The following is a 15,754-nucleotide window of genomic DNA, read 5'->3' as shown; positions in this document are numbered from 1 at the left end:
CGTGACGACGTCCAACATGAACTACACCCTGGTCCCGGGTTGGAACAAGATCACCGTCAAGACCAGCAACGCGTCCACCCCCACCAGCGTGGCCACCACAATCCAAACGACCAGCGGGACCTTCCCCACCGACCTCTGGGTCCTTTTGCCAGAGTAGACGACAAGCCAAGAAGCACCACACTTCCCCCGTGGACCCCTGTGACGGGTGGGGTCTACGGTTTCCCATGCTGATGTCACCGTCCCACTACCTCGAATCAGAGCAAGTCCCAGCCTGGGACTTGCTCACGACGCTCAGCCGATGATCAAGGCGTTCTTCCCACCTCGCTTGGCGATATCACCCGGTCCGCAGTTATCCGACCTGGAGCAATCCAGCCCGATAGGCCTACCTGAACCTCCCTGTGACATTTATGGGCGAACGTTTGTGCAAGGCTGTCGGATAGAGGGTCTGCTCTTCTTTCTCCGCATCCGCGTCGAGAAGCACGCCAATCCAACCCAGAGAGGCTCCCCTGATGTCAGAGCTGCCCATGCTTTTGTCCGATCTTCAGCTCTTGCGTCAGGTCATTGCGTCTTCTGCTGTCGGCACCGTGATTACAGACGCCCTTCAGGACGACCACCCAATCGTGTACGTCAACCCCGCCTTCGAACGTCTGACTGGCTATCCGGCGGCCGAAATTGTCGGGCACAACTGCCGTTTCTTGCAGGGCCACTCCCACGATCAGCCCGGCGCTCGTGAGATCCGGAAGGCGATGCAGCAGCAGCAGAGCGTCACCGTGACCCTGCGCAACTACCGCAAGGACGGCACGCTGTTCTACAACGAGTTGAGCCTCAGCCCAGTTCGTAACGCGGCGGGTACCGTCACGCACTTCGTGGGCTTCCAGAACGACGTGACGGCCCGTGAGGAAGCCAGACACCATGAAGCCCAGGTGCATCAGCAGCTGATCTCCACGCTCAACCGGATGACCGACGGCTTCGTTTCGTTGGACCGAGATCTGAACTTCGTTTACCTCAATGCTGCCGCCGCCGCTATTTCCGGACAGCGTCCCGAAGACTTCATTGGTCAACACCTGTTCACGATCTTCCCGGAACTTGCTGAGTCCGCTGTGTTTCAAACTGTTCAACGGGCCAGAGAAACGGGAACGGCTCAAAGTGCCGTGAGCTATCTGGAGCCATTCGGCAAGTGGATTGAAGCGACCGCCTACCCGGCTGAGGACGGCTTTTCGGTCTTCACCCGCGACGTGACCGAACATCATCAGGATCAGGAACAGCTCCGGATGAGCGAGGACCGCTTCTCAAAAGTCTTCCAGGCCAGCCCGATGCCCATCATTATTAGTCGCTTGAGCGACGAGCGGTTCATCGATGTGAACGAGGCCTTCCTGGATCAGGTCGGCTACCTCCGGGAGGAGGTGATCGGCCGCACTTCTCAAGAGACTGGACTCCAGGTTGACCGCGTTGACCGTGATCGGATAGCGAGCGAGGTGAGTGAAGGAAGTCCAGTGCAGAGCCGTGAAGTGCGCTTGCACACCAGGTCCGGCGAGCATCATGACATGGTTCTCTCATTGGTTCTGGTCGAGCTCGAGGGTGAACCTTGTGTGGTCACCCTCGCCCGTGACATCACCGCTGAGAAGGTGGCGCAACGGATACTGGAGGAAAGCGAACAGCGCTACCGCCGCATCGCAACTGAACTGCAACGGACCCTGGACCTCTCCCTGGACATGATCGCGTCCTTCGACGCCGCAGGATGCTTCGTCACCGTGAGCGAGGCCTGCCAACAGATTCTCGGCTACGCTCCTGAAGAACTTCTTGGCCGCCCCTATCTGGACTTCGTGCATTCGGAGGACCAAGACAGGACCGCGCAGGAAGAAGTCAGCATCACCGCAGGACACACCACGATCACCTTTCAGAACCGTTACCTCCATCGCAGCGGAACGGTGGTGTGGATGGAGTGGGCGGCAGTTCTGCTGCCCGGTGATTCATTGATGTACTGTGTGGCCCGCGACATCACAGAGCGCCGGGCAGCAGAAGAGGACCAGGCGTACCTGGCGGCCATCGTGCAGGCGAGTCAGGACGCCATTCTCGGGGTGGCGCTGGACGGCACCATCCGCTCATGGAATACAGGGGCCGAACAGCTCTACGGCTACGCTGCAGTGGAAGCCGTGGGTCAGTCGATGGCCCTGATCGTCCCGCCGGAATTCCACGTTGAGGAATCGGAAATGCTTGAACGGGTCGGGGCGGGTGAGTGGCTCAATCCCTTTGAGTCGGTGCGTGTGGCGAAGAATGGACGCCAGGTCCCGGTGCTCGTGACGGCTTCACCGATTTTCGACCTGGCTGGCCGGGTTATCGGCGTATCAAAGATCGCGCAGGACATCTCGGAACGCCAGTCGGCGAGGAACGAGATTCAGCACCTCAATGAGCACCTTCAGCAGCAACTGCGTCATGTCATCGGCCTGCGGGAGATCGATCAGGCCATCGCCTCAAGCAGCGACCTCACGACCACCCTGGGGCTGATCCTGGATAACGTCGCGCAGGAACTGGGGGCGGACGCCGTGACCTTGCTGCTGCTCGATCCGCACACCCTGAGCCTGGAGTACGCGGGCACCCGTGGATTTACCAAGCCGCTCCAGGGGTCGACCGTGCGCGTCGGCAACAGTCTGGCGGGCGAAGTGGCGCTCAGCCGAAAAGCCCTGACCGTGCCTGACCTGCAACACGCTTCAATCTCGCCCGCCTGGCACGAAGTGCTGACTCGGGAACGGCTGATGACCTATTACGGTGCGCCGCTGCTGGCCAAGGGCAAGGTCCTGGGCGTGATGGAAGTGCTTCACCAGGAACCGTTTGACCCATCTGTGACTTGGTTAGAGACCTTCGAGATGCTGACCGCCCAGGCCGCGATCGCGGTGGACAACGCGCAGCTGCTCAGGGAGTTGGATCGCAAGAACCTGGAACTGAGACTGGCGTACGACGAAACCATCGAAGGCTGGGCCAGGGCACTTGATCTGCGCGATAGGGAGACCGAGGGGCACTCCCGGCGCGTGACGGAGATGACGGTGCAGCTCTGTCAGCAGCTGGGACTGTCCTCAGAGAAACTGGTGGACGTGCGGCGGGGAGCGCTGCTGCATGACATTGGCAAGATGGGCATTCCCGACGCGGTTCTCCTGAAGCCAGGCAAGCTGACCGAGGAGGAATGGGGGTTGATGAAGCAGCATCCGGACCATGCGGTGAGGCTGCTCTCGCTGATCCGGTTCCTGCGCCCAGCGCTTGACATTCCGCAGTACCACCATGAGAAGTGGGACGGCAGTGGCTACCCGGTCGGCCTCAAGGGCGAGGCCATTCCCCTGACGGCCCGGGCGTTCGCGGTGGTGGACGTGTATGACGCGCTGACCAGTGATCGCCCTTACCGAGCAGCATGGACCCGGGAAAGGACACTTGAGCATATCCGGAGTGGTGCGGGTTCCCACTTTGATCCGGAAGTCGTGGAAACCTTCTTCCAACTGCTCGGCGGCTGAATCGTGGATCCACTCGGTGGGTCACTTGCCACAGACAAATGGTGTCCCCAGGCGAAGAACACTTCCAGCACACCGAATGGATAGAAGGCGGCGGGCTTTCAAGGCGCAGGTGCATCCGCCAGAGCAAGGCGGCAGCATTCCCCGCGAAGACCAAGGGGCCGCTCGACCGAGCGGAGACACGCTCTTAAAGTCCGCCTGAAAAACGTGCTGGAGCGGGTTTTACCCGCGTAGAGGATGGAGGGATGATAGGGCGGAGGTGGTGCGCGCATGACGCGGCCGTGACCTCCCAAACGACCTCACCAATACCGAGTGGAACGTCCTCCAGCCGCTGACCCCACCTGAATCGCTTGTGGGTCGACCGCGCAAGTGGTCTTTGCAAGAAATTCTGGAGAGCATCTTCTCCGTCCTCCGCGGAGGTCGCGGCCTGGCGGGCGACGGCCTCACGATCTGGACTGACCCCTTAGGACCGGACCAAGAGGCCAAGCACTTCGTCCCCGTCAGCCCGTAGGCTGACAGCACCGAAGGAGCCAAGATGCCCGGACGCACCCACAGCCGTGAATTCAAGCTTGACATCGTGAACCAGATCAATGGGGCTCACAAGACGACCGCCCAGCTCTGCCGAGAACATGCCCTGTCGCCCAGCTTGATTCACCGTTGGCGGAAAGAGGTCGAGGCGCGAGGTGAAGCAGCGTTCACCGACCAGGCCAAACCCGACCAGTCGTTGGAACAACGAATCGCCGAGTTGGAACGATTTTGCGGACAGTTGTCGCTGGAGAACACGATTCTAAAAAAGTCGTTGGCGACGTACCGCTCGAAAAACGGCATCAAATGATCGAGGATGCGCGACTCGCGTATCCCCAGGTGTCGGTACGTCGTCTGTGCGAGCTGCACGGCGTCAATCGCTCGTGGTTCTACGAACAGCAGGGCCGGGAGGAGGTGGACACCGATCAGGCGTTGTCCCAGGACATTGAGGCCGTGGTGATGGAGTTCAACGGGTACGGATATCGGCGTGTCACCCGCGAGTTGGCCCGACGGGGCCGCCCGGTCAATCACAAGCGCGTGTTGCGTGTCATGCGGGAACGACGGTTGTTGTGCCGTCCCAAGCGCCGCCACCGGGCGACGACGGATTCCAACCACAGCGAGAAGCGCTTTCCCAACCTGCTGCGTGACGCCGTTCCGGTACGGCCCAATCAGGTCTGGCAGGCAGACCTGACCTACGTGCGAGTCCGGCAAGGCTTTGTGTACCTGGCCTGCGTGCTGGACGGTTTTACCCGTGAGGTCGTGGGCTGGTCCATGTCAAAGTTCATGGACGCGGATTTGCCGTTGGCAGCGCTCAACAACGCGCTTTCGGCGCGTTGTCCTGCTCCCGGTCTGCTGCACCACTCGGACCAGGGCATGCAATACGCGAGCCGAGTGTACGTGGACCGCTTGCGGTCCGCAGGAATCACGCCAAGCATGTCCAGGACAGGCAATCCCTATGACAACGCCAAAATGGAGAGTTTCTACAAGACCCTGAAGACCGAGGAGGTCGATCTGCAAGAGTACGTCGATCTGGACGATGCCCGGCGACACATCAATTTCTTTATTGCGGACCTGTACAATCGCCGCCGACTGCACTCCAGCCTGGGATACGTCCCACCTGCCGAGTTCGCTGCCCGCTACACTGCTACCCAGATGTGACTTGCCCTGCGGTCCGCTCCATTGGGTTCACTCCAATCTTTCCCCCGGGCAAACAACCGACCACGCGCACAGGATGTGGAGGCTGCAAGGCGTGTGGGAAGCGTTGCATACCAAATTGCGTGAGTTGGTCCGAATGCGAGAAGGACATCCGGAGACACCTCAGTAGATGACAACTTCGCTTTTCATTGTCCTAGACGATAAAAAGCTGTTTTCCTGTGTGTCCCTGGACAGGGACGGCGGCAGGCGGTGTGTTGAGGTATGCAACCCACATCCCCTCCCCAGTCGACCTCTGCATTGACGGCTCACTTCAAAACCTGTGTGCCCTTTCTGCGCATCGACACCCTCTAGCGCGCTACAGATGTGCATGAAGGCCATGATCACGGCGCAGAGCGTCAACCACCGCGACCTTGGTCCACATCTCCCAGGCATCAGTTCCACCGAAGCCAAGAAACGGCGCGTGGAACGCGCCGTCCATGACGAGCAACTCACCGCTCAGGTCTTCCTGGCACTGCTGTTGGCACACCTTCCCCCGGGGAAAATCCTCATGAGCCTGGACCGCACCACCTGGGAACATGGGGAATCTCCCCTCAACCTCCTGGTGCTGGGTGCGGTCGTCCACGGATTCACGATCCCCCTGTACTGGGTGGCCTTGGATCACACCGGCAACAGTGACACCCGGGCGAGGATGTGGGTGGTCTCCAAGCTGCTGGAGGCCCTTCCAGCGCGACGCTGGAAGGGCCTGGTGGCGGACCGGGAGTTCATAGGTGCCGAGTGGTTCCGCTTCCTGCGACGCAAGGGCATTCGTCGAGCTGTTCGGATTTGCAAAGACACCGTGCTGGAAGAGCTCGCAGCAGAGACGTGGTTCCAAGATCTGCAACAGGGTCAATTCCGAATGATCGCCGAAAAAACACAGGTCTTCGGAGAGCGTATGCGGGTCGTGGCAACCAGGTCACCCGCGGGTGACCTGGTGATCATCGCCACAGATTTTGGCGTCTGGGAGACATGGAAGCTGTACAAGCTCCGCTGGTCCATTGAATGTACGTTCAGCTCGCAAAAGATGCGGGGGTTTGATCTGGAGCGCACTGGAGTGACGGACAAAGGGCGCCTGGAGCGCTTGTTTGGGCTCGTCACCCTGGCGTGGTTGAGCTGCCTGCGAGTGGGCGTCTGGCGCCACGAGACCCAACCTATCCGAGTCTTGGCTCATGGCCGCCGGGCCATGAGCCTCGTCCGGTATGGATCAGAGCTTTTGCACAACGTGCTGCGCTGGGTCCCGCACCAACTGGCGGAGATCCTTCAAGTCCTCCTCCGGCCTTTTTCCTCACTGGAACGAGAAAAAAGTGAAGTTGTCATCTACTGAAGACCGAACCATCATCTCCGGCATCAGCAAGGCCGACGCGAAAGCATTGGCGTCCGATTCCGTAGCGGAAGTCTGATCTGTTCCTTCTGTCACCTACAAGCGAGGCCACTTCTAAAAGTCAGGCCGCTGTCATCAAAGACGTTCTATGCACGCCAAACAAAGCGAGGGAAGGAGCTGACGGTGATGATGTGTTCACCAGCACGAGAAAAACATGGGCCAGCGAGGGGAAGTCCTGAGGGATACCGCGCTTTACACCCGTCAGCTCCTTAAAGATCGCAGGAAGTGCCTCTTTGGCGAACATGGAGTACCCTTGCCTCGTGCCTTATTCCAAATTAAGTGAACAGATTCGTCAGTTGTCCACCCCGCAGCAGAGCGACGCCTTTGTCAAGCGTTTCCGTGACGCCGTGCGGGAGGGCGAGTTCGACGCCATTGACCTTCCCGAGCGCTTCACGCTCCCGAAGAAATTCAAGCGACGTGGCAGCGACGAGACCTACGAGAAGGACATGAAGGACATGGTCTTTGAGACGTCCTCGAAGTTCGACAAGTGGTTCGAGGGCGTGGACAAGGAACTGGCGTCGGCCCCTATCCGTAGCCGTGGCAAGCCCAAGCTCACGGTGGAGAACCTCGAAGAGGGTGTCATTGACTTCAAGGCCCTCGCTGAAGAAACCCGCCGCAAGCTGCAAAACAGCTACGCGAAGGGCCAGAACCTCGGCAACGCCCGCAAGAGCAAGGCCGCAGCGCCCAAGCCCAGGGCCAAGCGCACCGCCAAGAAGTAAACGCTAGTTTCTGACAAGAACCCCCGCCTGATGTGCGGGGGTTCTGCGTGATTGGGGGAAGATCTGCTTCTGGATCAGCGCTCGGCCGAGGATGAAGAGGCTTCATTCTTGTTCTCGATGGGGACACACTGATCACGTTCGTACAGGGCGCTGAGGCTTTCTCGGTCGCGGGTCTTGTGCAGGAAGAGGGCGGCAGGGAGCTGGTCACGGTGGGGTTTGAGGCCTTCACCCCGGAGTGTGTCCGCGGTGGCGAGGTGGGGCGGGTGGGTTTGTTCGTACTTGGGGATGTCGCGTTTCTTGCCCATGGGCTGCTCCTGCGCCCACTCCAGCAGATCGGAACGGGGGATGGAAGGGGAACGCAGATGCGAAGACTGGCAGAGGGCCGGAGTCACTGAAGCGATGCTCAGCTTGCCGGTCCACGTCCGTGATCTCCACGCCAGACACCAGGAGCGGCGCTGGCCTGACGTGCTTCTTCAGCAGCAGAGGCTCGACCCCCGCTCGCCGTGCTCAAAAGCCCTGTCCGGTCCTCCCGCTCTGGATTGGATCTCCGCATGGAACCGTTGTGCTGGATTTCCCCGGCCAGTCAGCGCAGGCGCTGGACGATCGAGCACAGGCGGCCATCAGGGCCGCTCCGCTTTGGCTCCCCCGCCTCGGGGCGGGGGCCGGGGGGTGGGGACGTGAGGCGGAGCCGAACCGGGGAGCACCGCAGCGCCCGGCCTCTCCCCTGCTCAACGGGGGCGTTTCCACTTCTTGCCCGCCTGGCACACCAGACGCGCCGGGCGGGCTGGGGGGTGAGTGCGCCACCCCCCGCCGTGGATCAGTCGGCGGCCTGCGGCGTCATGCGGCTGCTGTTCTGGAAGCGCCCCAGGATGCTGGACACAGCCTGGTGAATGCGGCCCAGGCTGGCGCGGAGCTTCTCCGCGTTTCCACCCCAGGTGGTGAGGTAGTCGCTGACCGCGGCGGTCGCCTCGACCCCGTGCAAGCTCGCCAGCACATAGGCCGCCGCATCCGCTTCCAGTTCCCGGGTCTGGCGGTCGGGCAGGTCTTCCGCGCGCAGCTGTGCCCCCTGGAAGTGCAGCGCGGCGTGCGCCCACTCGTGGAACAGCACCCGGATGCGCTGGGCGGGCGTCGCGCAGCGGTCCGGATCGAGGGTGATCACACCCCCGTCCGTCATCCCGTGCGCTCTGCTCAGCGGTTCCCATTTCACGGGGTACGGGCAGTGCGACACGAGATGATCGAACAGGGCCAGGTCTCCGCCCTCCTGCGCGGTCATAAATGACGTCTCCGGCAACGGGTCGCCTTCGGTCGCCGTGTCAGGGAAAACGGTCACGGTACGAAAACCCACCAAAGCGCGCTTCTCTTCCCCGTTCTCCTCGACCCGGCGCGTCATGGGGGCGAGAATCTTGATGCCCTTCGCGCCTTTTCTGACGCGGCGTCCCTGCTGGTTCCAGGTCTTGATGCCCGCGACAAAGCGCGCTTCTGGGGCGGACAGGAGAATCAGCACCTGGTTGTTGACGCTGTAGGTGTGGAAGCGGGCGGCAAAGGCCAGGTACGCCAGCAGTTCGATGCTGCCTCCCTGGGCGAGGTGTTCCACGTGGTGCTCGACTTGCCGCAGGAGTTCAGCGGCGGGAATTGGGGCAACGGGTGCAGGGTCGGTGGTCATGGGTCCCCCTCGGGCCAGCATGGAAGTGGCCCGTGTGCGTCGGTGCGTGGTGGGTGAGGGGCGGCGAGGTTGGCCGCCCCTGCCGGATCGAACTCAGCAGGCCATATCGGCGCGCGACTGGCGGAGATCCATTAGGTGAAGCTCCAGATTCTGCGCCATGCGCCGCCCGACCTCACCGACACGCACGTCGGGGTTGATGCCCTGCACTGCCTCGTAAGCGTCGAGCTGCCACATCTCAAGCTGATCCAGGCTGGGAAGAAAGGTGGACACCTGGCCGTCCTTGACGCTGGTAAACGTCAGGTCCGGATTGAGGATGACGCACGCGCCTTCTGCGCTGTGCTCGAAAACGACGCCGGGACGGGGGTTGCCAGAAATGTGGGTGCTAAACTCGCTCATATCCTTCTCCTGGAACGGGGTGGGATTTCTTCGGGGGCGGCTCTTGCCGGAACGCCTCCGAAGTGCCTTTATATTACTACGCGTTACGCGTTGTTGTCAATAATTATCGTCGTGTTACACGTTGCTATGCTAGCTTTGAGGCATGAGCAAGCAGGGCCGCTACAGGGGGCTTAAGCCCCACCCGGAGGTACTTGGAGTGAAGGTTCTGGAACAAGGAGAAGGAACGCGCGTTTACCGAGTGCGAGCACCTGAAACAATCCTTGACCGCTTCGGTACCATGACCGCTGAAGAGCGTGGCGCTTTCATCGTCCGCGCTTACACGGTCCTTGACGACCAAGGCAAAGGCTGAGTCTCTCCGCTACCTCGGCGTCCCCCGGGTCGTTGATTGCGTATGACCAGGGCCTTCTTTTCCCCCCGCCTCTGCCCCTGCGCTGTCCAGGGTGCAGCGCTCTTCTGCACCCGGAGGGCCTGCCCTGGACGGCAACGGCTCCCCGGATCGTGGACGGCGAAGCCGAAATGTTGAGGCGCCTTTCCCTCTGACATTTCGGCTTCTGCCCTCGCGGCGAGCGCCCTTCTGGTGCTGGCCCCCTGAGGGCCGCGGGCCTGGCCTCCCTCGTCTCCCCTGCTGCGCTTCACCCACCTTCACGCGGGGGTGCAGACGCGCATGCGCGTCAAGGGGGCCGCCGCCCCCTCCGCGCAGGAGCGCACGTGCTCCGCAGCCGACCTCGACCACGCGGCGAGGTCGCCCACTTCACCCAACGCAAACCCTCCAGCCTCTTCCAGCGGGCCCCTTGTGAAGCCGTCAAGCCAGCCTCCTCACCGCCCGTCAACGTTGAGCAACGCCTCGGGATGCTCAACGGACGCCAGCGCGATCACTTCCTTCTCGGCCGCCGCTACCGTCACACCCAAACCGCTTGGCCCTCGGCTGTCTCCGAACCAGGGCAACCACAGGACATGCACAGGCTCTCGCAGTACCGGGGGATCGAAGGTCAGGAACAGCGCCTCCGCCCAGCGTCGATACTTGCCCTGCGGGGGGCGGTAGGCGGAAAAGCCAAACAGGGCGTGGCTCAGGTCCCCCACGTGGTAATCCAGGCCGTAGCCCCACCGGGCGAAGCGCTCGGGATTGTGGCGGATGTTCGCCATGTTGCGGCTCAGGTCATGCCGGGTGCCACGGCGCTCGGTTTTGCCGACATAACGTGGCGTGAATGCCCCGCCCTCACCTGTGCCCATCACGTAGACCAGGCCGGTCCAGTCCTCGCGCGCCAGGCCCGCCTCGACCAGCTGGATCACTGCCGCGTCAAAGTCGGGCGAGCGCGTCGGGACGCGCCGGTCCTTCGCCCGTCCCCGCAGGTGGGTTCGGACAGTGAGCCCGTCGGTCTCGAACAGGGGCACGCTTCTCGCGCCGGGAAAGGCAGTGAGCCAGGACTGCAGCTTGGTCACCGGGCCTGACCCTCCACGTTGAGCAGGGGGAGGGGGAAGGCACCAGCCGCGAGGCCGATCAGCTGGTACTCGACGCTGCCGATGGTGGAGGGAAAGTCGGGCAGGGGTGCAAAGGCCACGTGCGACTGGCCGACCACGTACAGGTGGAGATCAAAGCGGGCCTCGTGGTGCCCCTCCCGCAGCAGTCTTCGCCGCCACCGCGCGTAGCTGCCCTCCCCTTGCTCCAGGCCGCTCAGGTGCTGACTCCAGCGCCTCAGGGGATCCTTGGCCTTGCCGACGTACGCGGGGACATCCTCATCCAGGCGGCGCTCCATCAGGACGTACACGTACTCGGCGTCTCCCTGCTGGCCCGCGAGTGAGGCGACGCGGGCCAGCACCGCGCGGCGCGAGAAGGGCGTACGGCCAGTTGCCATCAGGGCCGCATACGCCTGATGCGCGGAGAGCCAGGCCTCCAGGAGGAGGCGCTGCTGGGAAGCGTCGGGGCCAACCACACTGGCATTCTGACAGGGCCGTCCCAGACACCTCCTCCCGTCTTGCCACCAGGCCATCTCCCCAGTGCTGTTCGCTTCTCCGTCCAGACGCCCGCTGCCACTTCCTTGACGGACCTCAACCGCCTGCGACAAAGCATTCGCCACCTGTACTTCGCGGGCTTCATCATGGGCCGCAAGTCCAACGTCGCTGGAGCGCGCGAGATCGCCTGAGACAAACCCGCAGACGCTCAGTTGCCATGTGCGTTTTACAATGGGGGCATGTCGCCAAAAGCCGTGCGTGCTCCCCTGCCGCCAGCAGACGCGGGCATGACCACGGGACACGACGAGCGCAACCTGGGCCGTCTCGGCCTCATCAGCGCCCAGAAGACGGTGCCTGCCACCCTGCGCACCTGGTCACGGGACATCACCTTGCCGGATGGACGCCCCGCCTCCATTCTGTGCAGCGTCTCTGAAGGGCAGACCGTTCCGCACGGCCTCGACAACGACGTGATGGTCGGGTTGATCAGCCTGTGTTTTGAAGCGGGTTTACCGAGTGACGGCAAGTTCAGCACGAGTGCGTACCGCCTGCTCAAAGCCTGCGGGTTTCCCACGACGGTTCAGTACTACCGCATCCTCGAAGAGGCCCTGAAACGCCTGACCGACGCCAAGTACACCATCAAGGAGGGCTGGTTTCGGCAGGGCGAGCAGATGTGGAGTACGCAGATGTTCAGCCAGATCATGTACCTCGCCTACAACGCCAGGAGTGCGCTGGGCGGAGGAAGCGTCATCACGGTGCGCCTGGCGGACCCCATCACGGAAAATCTGCGGGCGGGGTACATCAAGCCTCTGGACGTGGGCTTCTACACCAGCCTGAGTCAACCGCTCGTTCGGGCGCTGTACCGGCAATTGGACGCGCGACGCTTCGACGAGCACCGCAGCGACGGCTTGGCGCCTGGGTTTCAGGTGGGATTGCGGGACTGGGCCGCGAGCCTGGGCATCCTGTCTCAGCGGTCCGACAAGGTGCGGGAAGCACTCTCAGGCGCGCACCAGGAATTGGTAGAGCGGGATTACCTTCAGGACGCGAAATGGAGCGGAAGGGGGATGAGCGCGACCCTGGAGTATGTGTTCGCCGATCTGCCCCAGACCCAGCGTCCGGAACTCGTGGAGATGATGCTGGCGCGTGGGGTGAAACGCGGGATGGCCCTCCGCCTGACGACGCTTTTCCCGGACCGTATTCCCGAAGCGGCGCGCCGTTTCGACCGCTACCTCCAGACAGCCAAGACGCCCATCGGAAATCGCGGTGGCTTGATGGTGGCGATGGTGACCCGTCCAGAGGATTACGCGGGCTTGGATGACGCAGGTCTGTCCCCTGCCCCGTCCTCGACAGAGCGCCCCGCTCGCCCACCGCGCACGCGGGCACAACGCGAGCAGGATGAAGCGCAACTTGAGGCCCGCAATGAGGCCGAAGTGGCCGTTCTGTCGGGGCAAGCGCTGCTGGACTGGGTGCTCAGACAGCTGAGCCTCACTGGGGTTCTCAAGCACCTGAATGCCCTGGACCGCAGCCGTCTTGGAGAATTGGTGCTTCACGGCCAGATCGATGGGCGTCAGTTGGTCCGGCGTGCCCTTCAGAGTTTGAGTCAGGGACCAGCGGCTCAGGATGAGGTCCGGGCAGAGTTACGCCAGTTGCTGGACGGCACCTGGTCTCCTGCTGTCGGTTCCTGAGGGCCATCGTAGTTTACGGGGGATCCGGCCCTGTTCCTTGTCGTAGTTTGTGGGGGAAAAGTCAAAAAAACACTGTTCTGAGGGCCGTTCAACCACCTGAGAATCAGGGCACGTAGTTTGTGGGGAAACTCTATGTGAGGGCACGTAGTTTGTGGGGGAATAGACCTCTTTTTCAGGTTATCTCCGTAAAGTTGCGTCGCCCAAAGCACGTAGTTTCTGGGGGGAAACACTCGTAGTTTATGGGGAATTTACGGTGAGCGACCCTCGTAGTTTCTGGGGGAAGCCCTGAGGGAGGACACGTAGTTTCTGGGGGATTGGAGGAGGCAAAGCTCGTAGTTTGTGGGGGGAAACACCGAAAAAGGCGCTCCTAGACACGCGGGAACCCACTCTCTGATGATGATCAATCAATTCTTTTTATCTTTTATCTTTAAAAGACATCATCACTCAAAAGCAGGAGAGATGTTCAGCAGGTTGCTCGGTCGGTGACGATGGAAGCTGGTTGTAGCGGGGAGATCCCTGTTGCTGAGACTATGCAGGGGACGCAGAAGCTCTACGAGAAAAGCTTCATCATCTACGACCGACAGTCCAACGCTCAGACATGAGGCCACGGCAGCAGCTCGTGAGGCAGCCACACGCCTCCGGACCGGACGCCGTGCCTTCATCCCCTCGGTCCTACGCCGCGAAGGCCAAGAATGCCCAGGAGGAGCATGAGGCGATCCGCCCGACGGGCAAAGCGTTTCGGATGCCGAAGCGAACAGGCCTTGCGGGGGAGGAAGTGGTCCTCTATGACCTGGTTATCGCCGCACGGTTGCGAGCCAGATGATGGACCTCCAGGGCAGCAAGACGGTCCTTACGCTGGGCGCTGGAGCCGTGGCCTAGCAACGAGCGGACGGGTGATGCTCGAACCCGGCTTTACCCAGATCTACCTCTACGTGCAGGCGGCCCCGAGAACCAACCGCTACCGAACGTGCAGGAACAGCAGCAGCTCCCCATGAAAGACGCCAAGACGGAGGTCAAGAAGACTCCAGCTCCACCGCGCTCCACAGAGCCCTCTCTGGTGCAGGTGCTGGAGCGGGAGGGCATCGGACGGCCTTCGACTTACGCAAGCATTCTCAGCACCCTGGACACACGCGGCTACACACGGGTGGAAAAGGGCGAACTGCATGTGACCTGGCTGGGCTAGTGGTCTCCGCGTACTTTGCCGGACAGTGGCCGGGCCTGCGTGTACTCGCTCACGCGCTCGGCCTGCTTAGCGTCCGTGAGGGGGCGGCGCTCGTCGTAAGAACGAACGCTTCGAGCGCCGCTTCAAAGCGCTTTAGGACGTCCTCAGGATACAGGTCACCATGGTCGCGCATCTCTTCCTCCCCAGCAGACGCTACCAGCCCTGAGGGAGGAGCCCAACTAGACCTGCACTTCATAAAGGGGACCGATCGCCGAGACCCTGACAAATGTACTCGCCCTGCCCAGCAGGACGGTCCTGGAAGAACAAATGGTGCTGGAGGCGCTGCGGTTGCTGAAGGAGCGGAAGCCGATTTTTCGGACGCCCACCTGGCGGCCCCGTCGGGCACGCTTACCGTTCCCGTGACGGTCCTTGAGGATCGGTAGGGCGGCGACGCGGCTCTCCTCGGGACACCTTTTTCTCAAAGCTGGGACGGCTCCGTTATTCCTCTCGGCGTTCCCGCCGAACCGCCAGAATTTCTTGCAGCCACAGCCCGTGCGCCTCTGGGTGTCGCAACGCCACGCGGACGGCTGCCTCGAGTGCTTCATCCACATTGACCCGCCGCACGTTCATCTCGTCGGCAGCGTCCAGAAGGGCACGCGTTAATTCCCGGTGAAGGGCAAGAGGCACCCTTCCAGCGAGGGTCTTGCCCTCTCCCCTATTGAGCACAGTGGCGGACACTTCTTCCTTCGGGGTGGCTGGACCAGGGAGGGCCTCTTCAACAATGGGGGCGGGCTTCTCATCTGTCCTCTCGCCCTCCCGCATCTGCCTCAGGGCCGCGAGGCTTCCGCTGATCTTGCTCATGCCCGGGCCTCCACAATGCGCTCCAGCACTTCCCCCGCCACGGCCTCGTAATCCCGCCAGCACTTCCCAGCAATGTCCGTACGCAGGTCCTTTACCAAGACGGCTGCGTTCGTCGCGTCGCGGAAGGCCTCGCTGATGCGTACGGTTGCGGTCATCACCGGCACGCTCTGCTCTTTCAGACCCCGCCGCGCCTCAATCTCTTTCATGCCGCCTGGGCGGACCATGGTGATCAGCGCCATATAGCTGCGTGGTGAGATTCCACCGGAGCGCAGGATCTCGGCCGTCTGAGCCGCACCATCGAGGCCGTTGATGTCTGGAGTTGTGGGGAGGAGGGTGAGGTCTGCGGTGCGGGCAAACTCCAGCAGTTCGGTATTGTCAGGGCCACCCTGGGTGTCCAGGACAACCACGTCGTAGTCACGTGCCCTTGCAAGTGCGGTGACGGGAGCCACCGTGAAAGGTAGGTTCCCTCCACGGGCCCACGCGGTGCTGGTCCGGATACGGTCTCCATCAGCCACTAGCACGCGCTGTCCTTCATGGGCGAGGACGCCAGCCAGGTGGATGGCGGTGGTGGTCTTCGCGATGCCTCCTTTGAGGCCAGCGACGGCGATCACAAGTGGACCTGTGGGTGCGTTTGTCATTCTATGAACAAGCTAACACGCACGTAAGGTTAGGAGTAAATTTGTACGTGTGTAAAGTTGTGTACAACTTTCTCAATCAAGAATTTCAC

Annotated in this window: 18 protein-coding genes; 9 read left to right on the top strand and 9 right to left on the bottom strand. The window is 62.0% G+C overall.

Going from position 1 to position 15,754, the window contains the following annotated elements; genetic code table 11:
* Position 1 precedes the first annotated feature (1 nt).
* From B9A95_RS35345 to B9A95_RS10655, 5 genes are all read left to right on the top strand, one after another.
* Complete coding sequence (locus B9A95_RS35345) at positions 2–157, top strand: hypothetical protein (protein ID WP_245808301.1); 156 nt, start codon at positions 2–4, stop codon at positions 155–157.
* A gap of 352 nt (positions 158–509) precedes the next feature.
* Positions 510–3,500: a PAS domain S-box protein gene (locus tag B9A95_RS10675; protein ID WP_084047246.1), complete on the top strand. Its 2,991-nt coding sequence runs from the start codon at positions 510–512 to the stop codon at positions 3,498–3,500.
* A 532-nt stretch (positions 3,501–4,032) separates the two neighbouring features.
* Entirely contained in the window at positions 4,033–4,332 is a 300-nt protein-coding gene (locus tag B9A95_RS10665; protein ID WP_084045091.1) for a transposase, read from the top strand.
* A complete protein-coding gene (locus tag B9A95_RS10660) occupies positions 4,329–5,180 on the top strand; it encodes an IS3 family transposase (RefSeq protein WP_084047242.1) in 852 nt (283 codons plus the stop codon). The genes B9A95_RS10665 and B9A95_RS10660 overlap by 4 nt, the downstream gene beginning before the upstream one ends.
* Before the next feature lie 373 nt (positions 5,181–5,553).
* Positions 5,554–6,537 carry an IS4 family transposase gene (locus B9A95_RS10655; RefSeq protein ID WP_084047240.1) on the top strand — a complete coding sequence of 328 codons (984 nt, stop codon included), beginning with the start codon at positions 5,554–5,556 and terminating at the stop codon, positions 6,535–6,537.
* Between the two features lie 118 nt (positions 6,538–6,655).
* Here the strand turns inward: B9A95_RS10655 and B9A95_RS32050 are convergent, their stop codons facing one another.
* A complete protein-coding gene (locus B9A95_RS32050) occupies positions 6,656–6,838 on the bottom strand; it encodes a hypothetical protein (protein ID WP_139806673.1) in 183 nt (60 codons plus the stop codon).
* A 16-nt stretch (positions 6,839–6,854) separates the two neighbouring features.
* On the opposite strand from B9A95_RS32050, the gene B9A95_RS10650 reads away from it, so the two are divergent.
* Complete coding sequence (locus B9A95_RS10650) at positions 6,855–7,313, top strand: hypothetical protein (protein WP_084047722.1); 459 nt, start codon at positions 6,855–6,857, stop codon at positions 7,311–7,313.
* A gap of 74 nt (positions 7,314–7,387) precedes the next feature.
* Here the strand turns inward: B9A95_RS10650 and B9A95_RS10645 are convergent, their stop codons facing one another.
* From B9A95_RS10645 to B9A95_RS10620, 5 genes are all read right to left on the bottom strand, one after another.
* On the bottom strand, positions 7,388–7,618 hold the full coding sequence (locus B9A95_RS10645; protein WP_084047238.1) for a hypothetical protein: 231 nt from the start codon (positions 7,616–7,618) through the stop codon (positions 7,388–7,390).
* Positions 7,619–8,130: 512 nt separating this feature from the next.
* A complete protein-coding gene (locus B9A95_RS10640; RefSeq protein WP_084047236.1) occupies positions 8,131–8,976 on the bottom strand; it encodes an ArdC-like ssDNA-binding domain-containing protein in 846 nt (281 codons plus the stop codon).
* 93 nt (positions 8,977–9,069) lie between these two features.
* Positions 9,070–9,372 carry a hypothetical protein gene (locus tag B9A95_RS10635; RefSeq protein ID WP_084047234.1) on the bottom strand — a complete coding sequence of 101 codons (303 nt, stop codon included), beginning with the start codon at positions 9,370–9,372 and terminating at the stop codon, positions 9,070–9,072.
* An 816-nt stretch (positions 9,373–10,188) separates the two neighbouring features.
* Positions 10,189–10,812 carry a hypothetical protein gene (locus tag B9A95_RS10625; protein WP_084047230.1) on the bottom strand — a complete coding sequence of 208 codons (624 nt, stop codon included), beginning with the start codon at positions 10,810–10,812 and terminating at the stop codon, positions 10,189–10,191.
* Positions 10,809–11,303 carry a GIY-YIG nuclease family protein gene (locus tag B9A95_RS10620; RefSeq protein ID WP_084047228.1) on the bottom strand — a complete coding sequence of 165 codons (495 nt, stop codon included), beginning with the start codon at positions 11,301–11,303 and terminating at the stop codon, positions 10,809–10,811. Before B9A95_RS10620 ends, B9A95_RS10625 begins: the two co-directional genes overlap by 4 nt.
* A gap of 258 nt (positions 11,304–11,561) precedes the next feature.
* Here B9A95_RS10620 and B9A95_RS10615 point away from each other — a divergent pair, with 258 nt between their 5' ends.
* From B9A95_RS10615 to B9A95_RS10610, 3 genes are all read left to right on the top strand, one after another.
* Positions 11,562–13,004, top strand: coding sequence for a replication initiator protein A (locus tag B9A95_RS10615; protein ID WP_084047226.1), 1,443 nt, complete (start codon positions 11,562–11,564; stop codon positions 13,002–13,004).
* 785 nt (positions 13,005–13,789) lie between these two features.
* Positions 13,790–13,999 carry a hypothetical protein gene (locus B9A95_RS32045; protein WP_139806672.1) on the top strand — a complete coding sequence of 70 codons (210 nt, stop codon included), beginning with the start codon at positions 13,790–13,792 and terminating at the stop codon, positions 13,997–13,999.
* A complete protein-coding gene (locus tag B9A95_RS10610; protein WP_139806671.1) occupies positions 13,996–14,187 on the top strand; it encodes a DNA topoisomerase in 192 nt (63 codons plus the stop codon). The genes B9A95_RS32045 and B9A95_RS10610 overlap by 4 nt, the downstream gene beginning before the upstream one ends.
* 49 nt (positions 14,188–14,236) lie before the next feature.
* On the opposite strand, the gene B9A95_RS36210 is transcribed toward B9A95_RS10610, so the two are convergent.
* The 3 genes from B9A95_RS36210 to B9A95_RS10600 form a co-directional block, all read right to left on the bottom strand.
* A complete protein-coding gene (locus B9A95_RS36210; RefSeq protein WP_281255847.1) occupies positions 14,237–14,359 on the bottom strand; it encodes a hypothetical protein in 123 nt (40 codons plus the stop codon).
* A gap of 305 nt (positions 14,360–14,664) precedes the next feature.
* The gene (locus B9A95_RS10605) at positions 14,665–15,027 is read right to left on the bottom strand and encodes a hypothetical protein (RefSeq protein WP_084047223.1); all 363 of its coding nucleotides are present in this window, start codon (positions 15,025–15,027) and stop codon (positions 14,665–14,667) included.
* Positions 15,024–15,665 carry a ParA family protein gene (locus B9A95_RS10600; RefSeq protein ID WP_084047221.1) on the bottom strand — a complete coding sequence of 214 codons (642 nt, stop codon included), beginning with the start codon at positions 15,663–15,665 and terminating at the stop codon, positions 15,024–15,026. Before B9A95_RS10600 ends, B9A95_RS10605 begins: the two co-directional genes overlap by 4 nt.
* Positions 15,666–15,754: the final 89 nt, after the last annotated feature.

This window comes from Deinococcus hopiensis KR-140, from assembly GCF_900176165.1.
Taxonomy (GTDB): domain Bacteria; phylum Deinococcota; class Deinococci; order Deinococcales; family Deinococcaceae; genus Deinococcus; species Deinococcus hopiensis.
Note: the sequence above shows the minus strand (reverse complement) of the source record. Positions and strands in the feature narration are given on the sequence as shown.